General features: G+C 73.7%; 14 protein-coding genes. 7 read left to right on the top strand and 7 right to left on the bottom strand.

The genetic code is table 11. From position 1 onward, the window contains the following. A complete protein-coding gene (locus tag CXY01_RS18825; protein WP_146930713.1) occupies positions 1-591 on the top strand; it encodes a dihydrofolate reductase family protein in 591 nt (196 codons plus the stop codon). A gap of 26 nt (positions 592-617) precedes the next feature. Continuing rightward, positions 618-1,034: a DoxX family protein gene (locus CXY01_RS18830; RefSeq protein WP_146930716.1), complete on the top strand. Its 417-nt coding sequence runs from the start codon at positions 618-620 to the stop codon at positions 1,032-1,034. Here the strand turns inward: CXY01_RS18830 and CXY01_RS18835 are convergent. Next, the gene (locus CXY01_RS18835) at positions 1,021-2,151 is read right to left on the bottom strand and encodes a flavin-containing monooxygenase (protein ID WP_146930719.1); all 1,131 of its coding nucleotides are present in this window, start codon (positions 2,149-2,151) and stop codon (positions 1,021-1,023) included. The two genes, CXY01_RS18830 and CXY01_RS18835, sit on opposite strands and share 14 nt — an antisense overlap. Before the next feature lie 37 nt (positions 2,152-2,188). Then, complete coding sequence (gene rlmC / locus CXY01_RS18840; RefSeq protein ID WP_146930722.1) at positions 2,189-3,310, bottom strand: 23S rRNA (uracil(747)-C(5))-methyltransferase RlmC; 1,122 nt, start codon at positions 3,308-3,310, stop codon at positions 2,189-2,191. Between the two features lie 113 nt (positions 3,311-3,423). Here rlmC and CXY01_RS18845 point away from each other — a divergent pair, with 113 nt between their 5' ends. Then, positions 3,424-4,227, top strand: coding sequence for a hypothetical protein (locus tag CXY01_RS18845; RefSeq protein WP_146930725.1), 804 nt, complete (start codon positions 3,424-3,426; stop codon positions 4,225-4,227). 15 nt (positions 4,228-4,242) lie between these two features. Here CXY01_RS18845 and CXY01_RS18850 read toward each other — a convergent pair whose 3' ends face one another. Further along, on the bottom strand, positions 4,243-4,758 hold the full coding sequence (locus CXY01_RS18850) for a mycothiol transferase (protein WP_146930728.1): 516 nt from the start codon (positions 4,756-4,758) through the stop codon (positions 4,243-4,245). Between the two features lie 78 nt (positions 4,759-4,836). On the opposite strand from CXY01_RS18850, the gene CXY01_RS18855 reads away from it, so the two are divergent. Next, positions 4,837-5,133, top strand: coding sequence for a DUF1905 domain-containing protein (locus CXY01_RS18855; protein ID WP_146930731.1), 297 nt, complete (start codon positions 4,837-4,839; stop codon positions 5,131-5,133). Here CXY01_RS18855 and CXY01_RS18860 read toward each other — a convergent pair. Continuing rightward, positions 5,130-7,301, bottom strand: coding sequence for an alpha/beta fold hydrolase (locus CXY01_RS18860; protein ID WP_146930734.1), 2,172 nt, complete (start codon positions 7,299-7,301; stop codon positions 5,130-5,132). The two genes, CXY01_RS18855 and CXY01_RS18860, sit on opposite strands and share 4 nt — an antisense overlap. After that, on the bottom strand, positions 7,298-8,386 hold the full coding sequence (locus tag CXY01_RS18865) for a class I SAM-dependent methyltransferase (RefSeq protein ID WP_146930737.1): 1,089 nt from the start codon (positions 8,384-8,386) through the stop codon (positions 7,298-7,300). Before CXY01_RS18865 ends, CXY01_RS18860 begins: the two co-directional genes overlap by 4 nt. A 110-nt stretch (positions 8,387-8,496) precedes the next feature. Between CXY01_RS18865 and CXY01_RS18870 the strand changes: the two genes are divergently transcribed. After that, a complete protein-coding gene (locus CXY01_RS18870) occupies positions 8,497-11,202 on the top strand; it encodes an AAA family ATPase (protein ID WP_146930740.1) in 2,706 nt (901 codons plus the stop codon). A 4-nt stretch (positions 11,203-11,206) separates the two neighbouring features. On the opposite strand, the gene CXY01_RS18875 is transcribed toward CXY01_RS18870, so the two are convergent. Together CXY01_RS18875 and CXY01_RS18880 are read right to left on the bottom strand one after the other, a co-directional pair. After that, on the bottom strand, positions 11,207-12,058 hold the full coding sequence (locus tag CXY01_RS18875; protein ID WP_146930743.1) for a VOC family protein: 852 nt from the start codon (positions 12,056-12,058) through the stop codon (positions 11,207-11,209). Beyond that, positions 12,055-12,666: an NADPH-dependent F420 reductase gene (locus CXY01_RS18880; protein ID WP_146930746.1), complete on the bottom strand. Its 612-nt coding sequence runs from the start codon at positions 12,664-12,666 to the stop codon at positions 12,055-12,057. Before CXY01_RS18880 ends, CXY01_RS18875 begins: the two co-directional genes overlap by 4 nt. An 83-nt stretch (positions 12,667-12,749) precedes the next feature. On the opposite strand from CXY01_RS18880, the gene CXY01_RS18885 reads away from it, so the two are divergent. Both CXY01_RS18885 and CXY01_RS18890 read left to right on the top strand, forming a co-directional pair. Then, positions 12,750-13,241, top strand: coding sequence for a MarR family winged helix-turn-helix transcriptional regulator (locus CXY01_RS18885; protein ID WP_146930749.1), 492 nt, complete (start codon positions 12,750-12,752; stop codon positions 13,239-13,241). Positions 13,242-13,244: 3 nt separating this feature from the next. Continuing rightward, complete coding sequence (locus tag CXY01_RS18890; RefSeq protein WP_146930752.1) at positions 13,245-13,916, top strand: hypothetical protein; 672 nt, start codon at positions 13,245-13,247, stop codon at positions 13,914-13,916. Positions 13,917-13,921: the final 5 nt, after the last annotated feature.

The following is a 13,921-nucleotide window of genomic DNA, read 5'->3' on the forward strand; positions in this document are numbered from 1 at the left end:
ATGGGAATCGTGCGGATGAGCTCCTCGGTGTCCTTGGACGGCTTCAGCGCGGGCCCCGACACGTCGCGCGAGGCCCCGCTGGGTGTCGGTGGCGAGCGGCTGCACCGCTGGCTCTTCCCCGAGCGCGAGGGCGCCACCCCGTCCGAGGCGGACGCCGCGGTGGCCGCCGCTCAGTTCGCCCGCACGGGGGCCGTCGTCGTGGGCCGCCGGACCTACGACATCGGCGTCGACCTCTGGGGGGACACCCCGTTCCCGGTGCCCACCTTCGTCGTGACGCACCGTGCGCACGAACCCCGCCCGATGCGCAGCGCCACGTTCACGTTCGTCACCGACGGCATCGCCAGCGCGGTGGCGCAGGCGGTGCTCGCCGCCGGGGGCCGCGACGTCCTCGTCATGGGCGGCGCCGACGTCTGCCGGCAGGCCCTGGCCGCGGGGGTGGTCGACGAGATCGAGGTCAACCTGGTGCCGGTCCTGCTGCACCGGGGAGAGCGTCTGCTGGACGTCGGCGGGGACCAGCACACCGAGCTGGTGCGGACGGGCCTCGTCGCGACCGACGAGGCCACGCACCTGACCTTCCGCGTCGTGCGGTGACGGCCCGCGCGGGAGACGCTGGGGACATGACCTCCCCCGCACGGACCGTCGGCCGGATCGCGCTCGGTGCGATGCTCCTGCTCGCCGGCACCAGCCACCTGACCTTCGCGCGCGAGGAGTTCGCCGCGCAGGTGCCGCCATGGGTGCCCGTCGACACCGACACGGTCGTCGTCGGCTCCGGCCTGGTCGAGCTCGCCCTGGGCGGCGCGCTCGTCGCACTCCCCCGGCAGCGGGTGGCGGTCGGCTGGGTCGTCGCGGCGTTCTTCGTGGCGATCTTCCCGGGCAACATCTCCCAGCTGGTCACGCGGACCGACGCGTTCGGGCTGGACTCGGACCGCGCGCGCGCCGTCCGGCTGGTGTTCCAGCCGCTGCTGGTGGTCTGGGCGCTCTGGTCGACGGGCGCCTGGAAGGCGTGGCGGGAGAGCCGGGTCAGGCGCGGCTGATCGCGCGCGCGATCCGCTCGGCGTCGATCCGCAGCTCGCGGAACATGCCGCTGATCGGGTTGGTGTACCCCGTGAAGTAGAGCCCGGGCGCCGAGCGGGACGTCCGCGGCCCGTGCACGCGCGGCAGGCCGCGCTCGTCCAGCACGTCGAGGTCGCCGACCAGCGGCTCCAGACCACGGCGGTACCCGGTGGCGGCGATGACGACGTCCGGGGTGATGCGCGACCCGTCGGCAAGGACGACCGTGCCGTCGTCGTCGAACGACTGCAGCGCCGCGACGGGCTCGACGTCTCCCGCCTGCACCGCGGCGATCAGGCCGACGTCCTGGAGCGGCACGGAGCCCTGCTTGACGCGGGAGTACAGCCCGGTGGTGGGCCGCGGCAGCCCGTGCGCCGACAGGTCGGGCACCTCGACGCGCGCCACCACGGCCGCGATGCGGTCCACGACCGGGACGGGCAGGTGGCGGACGAGGATCCCTGTGCCCTGCGCGGGCCAGCCGAGGTTCGAGCGCCGGACGATGTGGGGTGCCGTCCGGATGGCGAGCCGCACCCGGGCGGCGCCGCCCTCGGTGAGGTCGACGGCGATCTCGGACCCGGTGTTGCCGGCACCGACGACGAGCACGTCCTTGCCGCGGTAGGGCCCGGGGTTCCGGTACGCGGAGGCGTGCACGAGCTCACCGGGGAACGCCTCGACTCCCGGCCACTGCGGGGGGACGGGCGTGTGGTTGTACCCGGTGGCCACGACGACGGTCGACCCGGTGAACGACTCCCCCGACTCGGTCTCCACCACCCACCTGCCGTACCCGGCGCGCGCCACGCGCTTCACCTGGACGCCGGTGCGCACGTCGATCCGGTGGTGCGACGCGTACATCTCCAGGTAGCTCACGACGTCCGCGCGGGCGACCCACCGGCCGAAGCGCTGCGGGATCGGGAGTCCGGGCAGCCCCGACCACCGGCGGGTGGTGTGCAGGTGGAGCCGCTCGTAGTGCCGCCGCCACGAGGCACCCACGTCGTCGGCGCGCTCGAGCACCACGGCCTGCACGCCCCGCCGGCCGAGGGCGGCGGCGACCGCCAGGCCGGCGGGTCCGGCGCCGATGACGAGGACGGGAGAGGTGCTCATGCCTCTTCCTACCGTCTTTTGGACGACCGTCCAAGAGTCAGGCGCGCTCGAGCAGGGTGAGGACCTCGTAGTGGGTCGTCTGCGGGAACATGTCGAGCACCTGCGCACGGACCGGACGCAGGGACGGCATGGCCGCCAGGTCCCGCGCGAGCGAGCTCGCGTTGCAGCTGGAGTACACGACGTGCCGCACGTCGGAGGCCTCGAGCCAGCGGCTCAGCACGTCGCCGATCCCGCGTCGCGGGGGGTTGACGATCACGAGGTCCGGCGCCACGGCGCCGAGGGCGAACTCGGTCGCGTCGCCCGCGGCGAACCGCACACCGGACAGCCCGAGGTCGGCCGCGCTCAGGGTCGCGCTCGCGATCGCCTCGACGCTCGTCTCGATGCCCACGACGTCACGACCGGGCGCCGCGACGTGCAACGCGAATCCGCCGACCCCGCAGTACAGGTCCCACACGGTCCGCGGCGCCAGCTCCTCCACCCAGGACGCCGCGTGCCGGTACAGCGCGGCGGCGACCTCCGTGTTGGTCTGGAAGAAGCTCTGCGGGCGCAGGTGCAGGTCGATCCCGTTGACGCGCATCCGCAGGGTCTGGGTGTCCGTCAGCAGGATCTCGCGGTCCCCCTCGAGCACCGCCTTGTGGTCCGGCAGCAGGTTCACGGACACCACCCGCAGCTGCGGCAGGGTCTCCAGCAACCACGGCAGGTGCTTGCGGATCCGGGCCACGGGCTCCTGCGACCGCAGCACGAACCGGAGCATCACCTCGCCGTCCGGCGACTGCGTGACCAGCAGGTTCTTGAGCTCACCGGTGCGCGCCGGGACGTCGTAGGGCGTGAGGCGCGCCCGGGTGACGAAGGCGGCGAGCACCGGGAACGTCGCGGCCAGCGAGCCGGGGTACAGCCCGCAGCCCTGCAGGTCGACACCTTGACCCGTGCCGTCCAGGATGCCCAGCGTCGGGTGCTCGACCGTGCCGCCGACGACCATCTTCGCCTTGTTGCGGTAGCCCGACTCGCGGCCGGTCACCGGCGGGAGCCACACGAGGTCGGCGCGCTCGCCCAGCAGGGTGGCGCAGTGCCGTTCCTTGTCGGCGACCTGCTCGCCGTGCGGGCGGCCCATCCACGTGCAGGAGCGGCAGACCCCCGCGTCGAAGTAGGCACACCGCATGATCGGAAAGCCTACGTGGACGCGGGAAACGGCCGGACGGCTGCCACGGAGCGGCGCTAGGGTGGGCGGGCCGCGACGGGCGCAGGGCCCGCCCTCGTCGACAGGAGCCCGTCGTGCCGCACCGGACCGCTCTGCTGTGGGCCCTCGCAGGCGGCACGCTCCTCGCCGGCTGCGCCGAGAGCACCACCGAGACGCTCCCGCCCGCCGTCCCGCCCGTGGAGCGCCCGGCACCCGGACCCCTCTCCGCCTACCTCGAGCAGGTCGACGCGGGGTCGATGGCGCGGATCGACGAGGACCGGACGCGGGCATGCGTCGCCGACGCCGGCTTCCTGTACTGGCCGGACGACCCCCACAACGAGCTCTCCCAGGACACCCTCCCGTTCGCGCGCGCGTGGGGGTACGGCGGTCTGAGCATCAGCGTGCCGACGGCGGCCGAGCAGAACACCGCCTACGCCGGGACGCTCTCCCCGCAGGACCGCGAACGGTACGAGGCGGTGCTCGACGGCTGCGCGACCGCACCCGTGCTGGAGCCTGCGCAGGACTGGGCGTCCGACCCCGACTTCGCCGGCCTGCACGCGGACTACGAGGAGTGGATCTTCGCCGCGATCGACGACCCTCGAGTGCACGCGGGCGACGCGGCGTGGTCCGCCTGCATGTCCGAGGCCGGACACGACGTCGCGACCCCGGACGAGGCAGAGCTGCAGGCGTCCGCCGCGACCCACGGCGGCAACGTCCTCTTCACCGACGACCCCGAGGTCCAGGCGGCGGAGATCGCCCTGGCGGTCGCCGACCTCACCTGCCGCGACTCGACCGGGTACCGGGAGACGACCCGAGCCGCCTGGCACACCCTCCAGCAGGAGTTCGTGGACGCGCACCGTGAGCAGCTCGAGGCGCTGGTCGACGCGCACGCGCTCTGAGCCGGCCGGCTCGCGTCATACCCGGCGCGAGCGCTCCAGGAGACCACGAACGTACGACGCCTGGCCGGCGTGCTGCAGGCTGTCGCCGACGACGCTGACCAGCCGGACGCCGAGCGTCACGGGCGGGTCCCACCCCTCGTCGACCACCCGGTCGAGGTCCGCCTCGGACAGACCGGCGAGGTAGTCCTGCGTGCGGTCCGCGACCGCACGGGCGTACGCGAGCAGCAGCTCCGACGACACCCGGACGCGGCCCACGTCCTGCGCACTCATGCCGTACCCCGTCTCCGCGTCGTCGAACGGGAGGTCGAAGCGGTCCGCCCAGCCCTGCGCCGTCCACACCGGCTCCGTGCCGGCGACGTCCGCGACCTGCGCGTCCTCGCCGCGCGCGGCGTGCCACGCGAGCCACGCGACGGAGTTCGCCTCGGGGTCGGGGCGGAACGCCAGCTCGTCGACGCTCAACCCGTCGACGGCGCGCGTCAGCACCCCTTCCACCCGCCCGAACGACTCGACCAGCAGCCCGGCCACGTCCATGCAGCACCATCCTCGTCTCGGTCCCGCCGAGGCTACGTCGGGCCGCCGGGGTACGCGCGACGGGAGATGATCGGTGCCGTGACCTTCGAGTTCGATGCCCCGCTGTGGCGCTGGGACGCCCGCCGGACCGACGTGTGGACCTTCGTCAGCCTCCCCACGCACGTCGCCGACGAGGTGCTGGACCTCGTCGGCGACGCTGCTCGAGGGTTCGGGTCGGTCCGCGTCGAGGTGACCGTCGGCGCGACCGTCTGGCGGACGTCGATCTTCCCGTCCACCGACACCTACGTGCTGCCGGTGAAGAAGGCGGTGCGCCGGGCCGAGGAGCTCGACGTCGGCGACACCGTCCGGGTGCACCTCACCCTGGTGGACTTCTAGACGAGGTCCGCCAGGAGCGCGGCCGCCCGCGCCGCGCCGTCCGTCGCGACCGGGCGGTACCGCACGTCGCGGCTGGCCTCCTTCACGATGGCCTCCGCCAGGGCGTCCGGGTCCAGCGCGTCCTCGTAGGCCAGGTGCCGTCCCGCCTCGTAGCGGTCGAGCCGCTTGCGCACGTGCAGGTTCTGCTCGAAGTGGTGCCGCAGCGGCACGTACACGAACGGCTTGTTCAGGGCCGTCAGCTCCATGGTCGTCGTGAGGCCGCCCTGGACCACCGCGACGTCGCACGCGGCGAGGTGGCGGAACAGGTCCGGGACGTACCCGAGCACGGTCGACCCGTCGTGCGCGGGGAGCGACGACGGGTCGATCCGCGGGCCGGTGACGAACGCGAACCGGAGCTCCGGCGCCAGCTGGCGGACCAGCGGCACGACGTCCATGACGCGGCGCAGCAGCGACGTGCCGACGCCGGACCCGCCGACCGTGACCAGGCAGAGCCTCTCCCCCGGACCCACCCCGAGCTCCGCGCGCAGCCGCTCGGTGCCCTCCAGCTGGGCGGGGTCGAACCCGGTCACGTACCCGGCGAAGTCGAAGTTCTCCTGCGTCCACGTCCGGATGCTCGGCAGGCCGGGCCCGAAGTCGTCGTCCACGACGTCGTCCGGGTCCCCGACGAACACCGACCGGTCCCGCACGCGGGCGAACCGGGCGCGCTGCTCGATCATCTCCGCGTTGTAGTCCGCGGTCAGCGCCGCCTCGCGCGGGCCACCGTCGGGCATCGGCAGCCAGCCGACGAAGTCGGTCATCCAGGCGAACGAGAAGCGCTTGAGCTCCGGGTTCTCGTGCAGGAAGTAGTCGACGTCCCACGCCTCGTCCCCGATGACCAGGTCGTAGCCACCGTCGGCCACCACCTCGTCGAACACCATGAAGTTGTTCACCAGGATCTCGTCCATGCGGCGGATCGCCTGGAACGCGTGCAGGTCGTGCTCCCCCGCCTCGTGCTCGATGTGCCCGGACTCGTTGCGAAGCCACGCCGACGCCGGGTGCACCCGCTCGCCGTGCTGCGCGAGCACCGCGGTCACCGGGTCCTGCGCGAGCCAGTCGATCTGCAGCCCGGGCCGCCGCGCCCGCAGCTCCGCCGCGATCGCGACGTCGCGCTGGGCGTGCCCCAGCCCGATCGGCGACGAGAGGTACAGCGCCTTCGGTGGCCGGCGCGCCGCACGGGTCCACGTCGTCCTGGGCGGCCGGGGCGCGAAGCGGTCGACGAACTGCGCGATCAGGTGGTTGACCTTCACCGGGTCGCGCGCCGACGGACCGTGCCCCGCGTGCTCGAGGAGCACCAGCTCCCCGCCGGTCAGCTCGGCCAGCCGCTCACCGAACTCGGCCGGCCGGATGCGGTCCTCGGTGCCGTGCACCACGACGACCGGGCACGTCACCTGCCGGGCCAGCAGGGCCACCGGCTCGCACACCGCTCCGTCGCACCCCAGGCGCCCCGCGGTGGTGTCCGCCAGGACCTGCGGCGAGATCTCGTGCGCCCAGCCGACGCAGTCCTCGATCTGCTTGGTCGAGTGCGGCTCGGAGAACATCTTCTGGAAGAAGAACTCCGTGAAGTCGTCGTAGCCGCCGCCCAGCCAGTAGTGCTTGTTGTACTTGGCCCACCCGTCCGTCGAGTCGAGGGGCTCGTCCCACGGCACGTGGTCACGGCCGGGCGTGGCCACGTCCAGCCCGCACGACGGGGCGATCGCCATGATCCCCAGGACCCTGTCCGGGTCACCCGCCGCGACATGCACTGCCCAGGACGCGCCGCACGACTCGGTGACGAGGACGGCCTTCTCCGTCCCGGTCGCGTCGAGCACGGCCAGGATGTCGTCGGCGTACTGCCGGTCCGTGTACGCGTCGGCGCCGTCGGGCCGGCCCGAGCGGCCGCTGCCCCGGCCGTCGAACGTGATGACCCGGTAGTGCCGCGCGAGGAAGCCGAGCTGTGCCTTCCAGAACCGCGAGGGGACGATCGACCAGGTGGGCACCAGGACCACGGTCGTGCCGTGGTCCTGGTGGTACACCTCGTAGGCGAGCGGGACCCCGTCGCGCTCGGCGACGCCAGCGACGTCCGGGTCCGCTGCTCTGCTCGGGTCCGTGCCCACCCGTGCAGTCTTCTCCTCGCGGGGGCTCCGCGTCACGGGCGTACCTCGAACACGTTGTTGAACGGGGTGGTCGCGGCGGTGCGGAACCCGGTGAACCCCGCGGCCGTGGAGACGTCGCGGATCTTCGCCGGGCCGGCCTGCGTGCCGAGCGCCAGACCGACGTCCTGGCTCAGCGACGCCGGGGTGCACAGCAGCGTGGAGAAGCCGTAGTACGCCCGCCCGACCGTGTTCAGGTTGTCCTCGACGCGGTCGCCCGCCATCGGCTCGACGACCATCCACGTGCCGTCCTCGGCGATCGCCTCGCGCACGTGCCGGGCCGCGCCCACCGGGTCGCCCATGTCGTGCAGGCAGTCGAACATCGCGACCAGGTCGTACCCGGTCCCGGTGAACCCGGTCGCGGGCGTGACCTCGAACGTCACGCGGTCGGACACCCCGGCGGCCGCCGCGCGCTCGCGGGCGACCGCGATCGACTCCGCGTGGTAGTCGGACCCGACGAACGTCGCGTTCGGGAACGCCTTAGCCAGCAGGATCGTCGACGCGCCGTGACCGCAGCCGACGTCGGCGACCGTGCCGCCCGCCGCGAGCTTCGCCGCGACGCCGTCGAGCGCGGGGATCCACTCGTTGAGCAGGTGCCCGTTGTACATCGTGCGGAAGAACCGCTCGCACCCGTGGTGCACGTCGGTGTTGTGCTCGTGCCAGCCCATGCCGTCGCCGTCGCGCGCCGCCTGGTAGATGCGCTCGGCGTCGTGCACGGTGCCCAGCGCCAGCTGGAAGAACCCGGCCAGGTAGGCGGGACTCGTCGGGTCCGCGAGCGCGACGGCGTGCTCGGCCGGCAGCGTGTACCGGCGCGTCTCGGCGTCGTACTCGACGATCGCGCCCGCCGCCTGGTTGTTCAGCCACTCGCGGGCGTAGTGCTCGCTGGTGCCGGTCTGCTCGGCCAGCTCCGCGGGCGTGACCGGGCGGCCGTCGGCCATGGCGGTGTAGTAGCCCAGCTTGTCGCCCATCACGACGAGCGCGGTGTTCAGCGTGGCACCGACCTCGTCGACGGCGCGAAAGACGAAGGACATGAGCTTGTCGGGGTCGATGGTCCGCTGGGTCTGCGCGGGCAGGGTGTCAGTCATGGTGATGCTTCTCCTGGAAGAGGTGTCGGATATGTCGCTTCCGACCCTGGCGGTCGCCGGGTCCCCGTCGCATCAGGGGACCCCCCTGGTGTGCTCCCTAGACTCGGTCCGTGCTGGTCGGACGCGAGCGCGAACGGCAGGTCATCAGCAGGCTGGTGGCCTCCGCACGCGTGGGTGAGAGCGGCACTCTGCTGCTGGCCGGCGAGGCGGGGATCGGCAAGAGCGCCCTGCTCGAGGACGCCGCGGCGGCGGTCGGTGGCGCGGGCATGCGCGTGCTGCGCGCGGCCGGGGTGGACTCCGAGCGCGAGGTGCCGTTCGGGGGGCTCCTGCAGCTCCTGCGGCCGGTGCTCGGCCACCTCGACGCCATCCCTCCGCCCCAGGCCGAGGCCCTGGGCTCCGCGCTCGCCGTGCTGCCCGGATCGGGCGGCGAGCGGTTCGCGGTCGGTGCCGCGGTGCTCAGCCTGCTCAGCCGCGTGGCCGAGGACCAGCCGCTCGCCGTGATCGTCGACGACGCGCACCTGCTCGACCCGCCCTCCGCGCAGGCGCTGTGCTTCGCGGCCCGCCGCCTCACCGCCGACCCGGTCGTCGTCCTGCTCGCCGCGCGCGACGAGCCGTCGGTGGTCCGCTCGGCAGGGCTCCCGGAGCTCGTGGTGGGCGGTCTGGCGGCGGCGGACGCGGAGTCGCTGGCGGCCGGGCTCGGCCACCGCCTCTCCGCCGAGGCGCGCTCGCGGCTGCTCGCGTCGGCCGGAGGCAACCCGCTCGCCCTGCTGGAGCTCACCGACGAGGGGTTCGGCGCGCTCCCGCCCGGCGCGCCGGTGCCGGTCCCGGCGTCGTTGGCCCGGACGTTCGCGCGCCGCGCCGACGCCCTCCCGGCGGACACCCGGACCGCGCTGCTGGTCGCGGCGGCGGCCGGGGGTGACGTCGCGACGGTCACGAGCGCCTGTGCGGTGCTGGGGGTCTCCGTCGGCGACCTCGACGAGGCGGCGCGGGAAGGGCTGCTCACCGTCGACGCCACCCGCATCGCCTTCCGCCACGACCTGGTCCGCTCCGGCATCTACGCCGAGTCGAGCCCGACGGCCCGCCGCGCCGTGCACGCGGCGCTGGCCCGGTCCGTCCCGGCCGGTGACGTCGACCGACGCGCCTGGCACCTGGGCGAGGCGACGGCCGCCCCGGACGCGTCCGTGGCGGCCGTGCTCGACGACGCCGCGTCGCGCGCGCGGGCCCGAGGGGCGTGGGCGGTGGCGTCCGCCGGGTTCGAGCGGGCGGCTCGACTGAGCCCGGACCCGGCGGAGCGCGTCGAGCGCCTCGTCTCGGCCGCCGAGAGCGCCTGGCACGCCGGGTTCCCCGACGCGGCCCGTGACCTGCTCGACCGGGCGTCCGCACTCCCGCAGGCCCCGCCGCTGCGGACCCGCGCCGCCGCTCTCGACGGTGCCGTCGCGGCGCGGACCGGCGCCGTGGAACGGGCTCGGGACGTCTTCCTCGACGCGGGGGCGCGCGCGGCCGACGACGACCCGGACACGGCCGTCCTGCTGCTGGCCGAGGCCATCCTGGCCAGCCAGTTCGCCGGGGACGTCGCCACGGCCGAACGTGCCGCGGCACTCATCGCGCAGCTCGAGCCGCGGACCGCACGCGCCCGGTGGGTCGGCTCCATGGCCACCGCCGTCGCGGACATCCTGGCCGGCCAGGGTGGCCCCGACCTGCTGCGCGCGTCCATGGCCGGGGTCGAGGTGGCCGTCGACGACCCGCAGCTGGCTCCGTGGCTCGTGGTGCTGCCGCTCTTCCTGCGGGAGAGCTCGGTGGGCCGCGACGTCATCCCGACCGTCGTCGCGCACTCACGGCGCCGCAGCGACATCGGCGGGCTGCCGATGCTGCTGTTCTACGTCGCCCGCGACCAGGCCACCACCGACCGCTGGGACGACGCCGTCGCCGGCTACACCGAGGCGATCCAGCTGGCCCGCGAGGCCGGGCAGGCCACCGACGTCACCGCGTGCCTGGCCGGGCTCTCGTGGCTGGAGGCGCGCCGGGGCGACGTCGACGCCTGCCGGGCGCACGCCGAGGAGGCGCTGGAGCTCGCCCGCGAGCACCACCTGGGGTTCTTCCAGACCTGGGCCATGACCGCGCTGGCCGAGCTGGAGCTCGGACTCGGCAGGACCGACGCGGCGCTCGAGAGGTTCCGCGAGCTGGACGCCGTCCTGGCCGACCTGGGCCTGGTGGACGTCGACATCTCGCCCGCCGCCGAGATGGTCGAGGTCCTGGTGCGCCTGGGGATGGCCGACGAGGCGAGCGCCCTGGCCGCCTCCCTGACCGAGCGCGCCGAGGTCAAGGGCCAGCCCTGGTCGCTGGCCCGTGCCGCCCGCGCCGCCGGCCTGACCTGCCCCGACGCCGACGTCGACGTGTGCTTCCCGGTCGCCCTCGCCTACCACCAGCACACTCCCGACGACTTCGAGGCGGCACGCACGGAGCTCGCCTACGGCTCCCGCCTGCGCCGCCTGAAGCGCCGCGTCGACGCCCGCCCGCACCTGCGGGCGGCCCTGGCCGCGTTCGAGCGCCTGGGCGCCGTGCCGTGGGCCGACCAGGCCGCCGCCGAGCTGCGCGCCACCGGCGAGACCGCGCAGCGCCGCACCACCACCGGGCTCGACCACCTGACGCCCCAGGAGCTGCAGGTCGCCCGCATGCTCGCGGCCGGACGGACCACCCGGGAGACCGGCGCCGCGCTGTTCCTCAGCCCCAAGACCATCGAGTACCACCGGCGCAACGTCTACCTGAAGCTCGGGATCCGGTCCCGCGAGGAGCTGGCCGACGCGTTCCCGGAGTGAGCGCTCAGGAGCCGACGACCACCCTGATCTCGTTGTTCCAGGGGTCCTCGAACGCCAGCACGCGGCCGTCGTCGCGCGTCGCGATCCCCCGGCTCGCCAACCGGGCGCCCAGCGCGCCGCGCTCGTCGTCGGTGGGCAGCTCGATGGTGACCTCCCCGAGGCCGAGCGCGGGCCAGCGGCCCTGGGCGCCGCGGCTCTGCCAGGTGTTCATGGCGAGGTGGTGGTGGTAGCCGCCGGCCGAGACGAACAGGGCCTGCGTGCCGTACTCGGCGGTGACCTCGAAGCCGACCGTGTCGACGTAGAACTCGTGGGCCGTGCCGATGTCGCCGACCTTGAGGTGGACGTGCCCGACGGCGGCGGCACCGTCGAGGGTGTCGGGGTCGACCAGGTTCTCCCGCAGGAAGCCGTTGGGGTCCAGGTACTCGGTGGCCATCGCGACGCGGCCGTGCTCCCAGCCCCACTGCTCGCGCGGCCGGTCCCAGTAGAGCTCGACGCCGTTGCCCTCGGGGTCGTCGAAGTACAGCGCCTTGGACACGAGGTGGTCCGAGCTTCCGGTGAACGACGACGGGAAGTGCCGGGCGACCGAGTAGACGGACGACGCGAGGTCGCTCTGCTCGGCGAACAGGATCGCCGTGTGGAAGAGGCCGGCCGCCGACGACGGCGCGTGCTTGAGCAGGGGCGTGTGCTCGAGCACCACCGACGGGACGCCCAGCCGGCCGAGGGTGACGCGGTCCCCCTGCTGGTCGAGGACGCCCAGGCCGATGCCGCGCGCGTAGTAGTCGGTCATGGCGTCGAGGTCGCCCACCTTGAGGGTGACGGCGCCGACGTCGGTGCGGGCGTCCAGGATCTCGGTCATGCCGTCAGCCCGAACCCGCCGGTCCACGACGTCTGCTCGGCCGCGGCGAGCGTGAGCTGCAGGAACCCGAACGCCTCGAGCTCGTGCGCACGCTTCAGCGAGCCCGCGTCGACCGCGCGCAGGCCGCCGGCGGTGATCACGGCGGCCAGCTGCGCCTTCGCGTCGGCGTCGTCGCCCGCGACGAGGACGGTGGTCTTCTCGTCGCCGACCTCGCCGGTGGTGAGGGTCGCCGCGAAGTTGGTGTTGAACGCCTTGAGCACCGAGGCGCCCGGGACGGCCTGCGCGATGACGGCCGCTGCGGAGCTGCCCGCCGGCACGACGAGGGAGTCGAACGTCGCGAAGTCGACCGGGTTGGTGATGTCCACGAGGACCTTGCCGTCGAGCTGCCCCTCGTACTGCGTGAGGACCTCGGCGACGGCGGCGTACGGGAGGGCGAGGACGACGATGTCACCGGTGACCGGGTCTCCGACGGTGCCGTGCTTCGCCCCGGGGATCGCGACCTTCAGGGGCGTGCGCGTCAGCACCTGCGCGTCGTTGCCGCCCGCGATCACGCGCCACGCGATGGCCGCGCCCATGCTGCCTGCTCCGATGATCGTCACCGTGCTCATAGCGTCCTCCTCGGTTTTTGTTGTCGCTTCAACTACTGTACCGCCAATAGTTGTAGCGTCAAGTATTTGATACCGTCGGCTGCATGACGGACACGAGATGGCTCACCGCCGAGCAGCTGGACGCCTGGAAGAAGCTGATCGCGGTCGTCGAGCTGCTCCCCGGCGCCCTCGAGACGCAGCTCCAGCGCGACTGCGGCCTGAGCCACTTCGAGTACTTCACGCTCGCGATGCTCTCCGAGGCCCCGGACCGCACGCTGCGCATGACCACCCTCGCCGCGCACACCAACGCCACCCTCGCACGCCTGTCCCACGTGGTCTCGCGGCTGGAGAAGCGTGGGCTGGTGCGCCGGGAGGCGTGCGCGCAGGACCGGCGGGCGACCAACGCCGTCCTCACCGCACAGGGCTGGGACGCCGTCGTCGCCGCGGCGCCGGGGCACGTCGCCACGGTCCGGGAGACCGTGATCGACCCGCTGACCGCGACCGACGTCGCGGACCTCGACCGCATCATGGGCCGCGTCCTCGAGGTTCTCGACCCCGCGCACGTCATGGGTGCACGCGCAGCGACCGATGACTGAGGTGTGCTGCTCCTCCTGTCGTTGATCGGCTTCCTCGCGCTCGCCGCGAGCATCGTCGTGCGGTGGCTGCGGCGACGCGTGGACGTCCTCGGCCGGATCGCGCCGTTCCCGGCGATCAGCGTCGGACTCTCCCTCGCGCTGGCGCTGGGCTGTGCGGTCCCCATGGCGCTGGAGGCCTGGCTGGAGCACCGCCTCGAGGCGGCGGCCTCCGAGGTCGCGGGCGTCCCGGTGCAGGTCGACTGCCAGAGCCTCGGGCAGGCGTTCGTCGACGTCGGCCAGGAGCTCGGCTACGTCCGGTGGGGACCCGACGGGGTCCCCGAGCGCTCGACCCTGATCAAGGTCCGCGTCTGCAACGACCTGCGCGCCTGGCTGGCCTCGTCGACGAGCGACCCGACCCTCGACCAGGTCGTCGCGGTCCACGTGCTCACGCACGAGACGATGCACATGGTCGGCATCGTCAACGAGGCGCGCACCGAGTGCGCCGCCGTGCAGCGCGACGCCGCGACAGCTGTTGCCCTCGGCGCCTCACCCGCACAGGCCCAGGCGCTCGCCGTGCGGTACTGGACCGAGGTGTACCCGCGGATGCCGTCGGACTACCGCGGGGGCTGCGGACCCGGGGGCGAGCACGACGAGGGGCGTCCGGGGGCACCCTGGCTCGCCGGCCCGACGCCGTAACGTGG

Source organism: Cellulomonas xylanilytica, from assembly GCF_007989805.1.
GTDB classification, from domain to species: Bacteria; Actinomycetota; Actinomycetes; order Actinomycetales; family Cellulomonadaceae; genus Cellulomonas; species Cellulomonas xylanilytica.